The organism is Streptomyces sp. NPDC002088 (assembly GCF_040296605.1).
Taxonomy (GTDB): Bacteria; Actinomycetota; Actinomycetes; order Streptomycetales; family Streptomycetaceae; genus Streptomyces.
Genome location: NZ_JBEOXO010000080.1, coordinates 1,641 through 4,974 on the forward strand (window position 1 = coordinate 1,641; position 3,334 = coordinate 4,974).

The window sequence follows — 3,334 nt, forward strand, 5'->3', positions numbered from 1 at the left end:
CAAGTACTGCTCGCAAGAGTGTGGAAAGCATGATCTCCGGGCGGGGGCTGGTCGGGCACGCTGTTGGGTGTCTGAGGGTACGGCCGATTGGCTGCCTTCAGTGCCGGCCCCAGTGCACTCGAACCGCTGGTTCGGGGTGATGGGTGGTTGGTCGTTGTTTGAGAACTGCACAGTGGACGCGAGCATCTGTGGCCAAGTTTTTAAGGGCGCACGGTGGATGCCTTGGCACCAGGAACCGATGAAGGACGTGGGAGGCCACGATAGTCCCCGGGGAGTCGTCAACCAGGCTTTGATCCGGGGGTTTCCGAATGGGGAAACCCGGCAGTCGTCATGGGCTGTCACCCGCTGCTGAACACATAGGCAGTGTGGAGGGAACGCGGGGAAGTGAAACATCTCAGTACCCGCAGGAAGAGAAAACAACCGTGATTCCGGGAGTAGTGGCGAGCGAAACCGGATGAGGCCAAACCGTATGCGTGTGAGACCCGGCAGGGGTTGCGTATACGGGGTTGTGGGATCTCTCTTCCACGGTCTGCCGGCCGTGGGACGAGTCAGAAACCGTTGATGTAGGCGAAGGACATGCGAAAGGTCCGGCGTAGAGGGTAAGACCCCCGTAGTCGAAACGTCAGCGGCTCGTTTGAGAGACACCCAAGTAGCACGGGGCCCGAGAAATCCCGTGTGAATCTGGCGGGACCACCCGCTAAGCCTAAATATTCCCTGGTGACCGATAGCGGATAGTACCGTGAGGGAATGGTGAAAAGTACCGCGGGAGCGGAGTGAAATAGTACCTGAAACCGTGTGCCTACAAGCCGTGGGAGCGTCGGGCGAGCACTTGTGCTTGCCTCGTGACTGCGTGCCTTTTGAAGAATGAGCCTGCGAGTTTGCGGTGTGTTGCGAGGTTAACCCGGGTGGGGAAGCCGTAGCGAAAGCGAGTCCGAATAGGGCGTTTTTAGTAGCACGCTCAAGACCCGAAGCGGAGTGATCTAGCCATGGGCAGGTTGAAGCGGAGGTAAGACTTCGTGGAGGACCGAACCCACCAGGGTTGAAAACCTGGGGGATGACCTGTGGTTAGGGGTGAAAGGCCAATCAAACTCCGTGATAGCTGGTTCTCCCCGAAATGCATTTAGGTGCAGCGTCGTGTGTTTCTTGCCGGAGGTAGAGCACTGGATAGGCGATGGGCCCTACCGGGTTACTGACCTTAGCCAAACTCCGAATGCCGGTAAGTGAGAGCGCGGCAGTGAGACTGTGGGGGATAAGCTCCATGGTCGAGAGGGAAACAGCCCAGAGCATCGACTAAGGCCCCTAAGCGTACGCTAAGTGGGAAAGGATGTGGAGTCGCACAGACAACCAGGAGGTTGGCTTAGAAGCAGCCACCCTTGAAAGAGTGCGTAATAGCTCACTGGTCTAGTGATTCCGCGCCGACAATGTAGCGGGGCTCAAGCGTACCGCCGAAGTCGTGTCATTGCAGTAATAAGCCCCAACGGGTGCTGTGATGGGTAGGGGAGCGTCGTGTGCCGGGTGAAGCCGCGCCGGAAGGCAGTGGTGGACGGTTCACGAGTGAGAATGCAGGCATGAGTAGCGATACACACGTGAGAAACGTGTGCGCCGATTGACTAAGGGTTCCTGGGTCAAGCTGATCTGCCCAGGGTAAGTCGGGACCTAAGGCGAGGCCGACAGGCGTAGTCGATGGATAACCGGTTGATATTCCGGTACCCGCTGTGAAGCGTCAAACATCGAGCATCGTGATGCTAAGGCCGTGAAGCCGTTCCGGACCCTTCGGGGAATGGAAAGTGGTGGAGCCGCCGGACCAAGCGGTTAGTAGGTGAGTGATGGGGTGACGCAGGAAGGTAGTCCATCCCGGGCGGTGGTTGTCCCGGGGTAAGGGTGTAGGACGTCAGGTAGGTAAATCCGCCTGGCAATAGTCTGAGACCTGATGCCGAGCCGATTGTGGTGAAGTGGATGATCCTATGCTGTCGAGAAAAGCCTCTAGCGAGTTTCATGGCGGCCCGTACCCTAAACCGACTCAGGTGGTCAGGTAGAGAATACCGAGGCGTTCGGGTGAACTATGGTTAAGGAACTCGGCAAAATGCCCCCGTAACTTCGGGAGAAGGGGGGCCATTCCTGGTGATCCGTTTTACACGGTGAGCTGGGGGTGGCCGCAGAGACCAGCGAGAAGCGACTGTTTACTAAAAACACAGGTCCGTGCGAAGCCGTAAGGCGATGTATACGGACTGACGCCTGCCCGGTGCTGGAACGTTAAGGGGACCGGTTAGTCACAATTCGTTGTGGCGAAGCTGAGAACTTAAGCGCCAGTAAACGGCGGTGGTAACTATAACCATCCTAAGGTAGCGAAATTCCTTGTCGGGTAAGTTCCGACCTGCACGAATGGCGTAACGACTTCTCGACTGTCTCAACCATAGGCCCGGTGAAATTGCACTACGAGTAAAGATGCTCGTTTCGCGCAGCAGGACGGAAAGACCCCGGGACCTTTACTACAGTTTGATATTGGTGTTCGGTTCGGCTTGTGTAGGATAGGTGGGAGACTGTGAAGCTTGGACGCCAGTTCAGGTGGAGTCGTCGTTGAAATACCACTCTGGTCGTGCTGGATGTCTAACCTGGGTCCGTGATCCGGATCAGGGACAGTGTCTGATGGGTAGTTTAACTGGGGCGGTTGCCTCCTAAAGAGTAACGGAGGCGCCCAAAGGTTCCCTCAGCCTGGTTGGCAATCAGGTGTTGAGTGTAAGTGCACAAGGGAGCTTGACTGTGAGACCGACGGGTCGAGCAGGGACGAAAGTCGGGACTAGTGATCCGGCGGTGGCTTGTGGAAGCGCCGTCGCTCAACGGATAAAAGGTACCCCGGGGATAACAGGCTGATCTTCCCCAAGAGTCCATATCGACGGGATGGTTTGGCACCTCGATGTCGGCTCGTCGCATCCTGGGGCTGGAGTCGGTCCCAAGGGTTGGGCTGTTCGCCCATTAAAGCGGTACGCGAGCTGGGTTTAGAACGTCGTGAGACAGTTCGGTCCCTATCCGCTGCGCGCGCAGGAACATTGAGAAGGGCTGTCCCTAGTACGAGAGGACCGGGACGGACGAACCTCTGGTGTGCCAGTTGTCCTGCCAAGGGCATGGCTGGTTGGCTACGTTCGGGAGGGATAACCGCTGAAAGCATCTAAGCGGGAAGCCTGCTTCGAGATGAGTGTTCCCACCTCCTTGAGAGGGTAAGGCTCCCAGTAGACGACTGGGTTGATAGGCCGGATATGGAAGCCCAGTAATGGGTGGAGTTGACCGGTACTAATAGGCCGAGGGCTTGTCCTCAGTTGCTCGCGTCCACTGTGTT

At 57.3% G+C, this 3,334-nt stretch carries 1 rRNA gene; it reads left to right on the forward strand.

Features of this window, described 5'->3' with window-relative positions:
- The first annotated feature begins 190 nt into the window (after positions 1–190).
- Positions 191–3,312 (forward strand): 23S ribosomal RNA (locus ABT114_RS49910).
- Positions 3,313–3,334 lie beyond the last annotated feature (22 nt).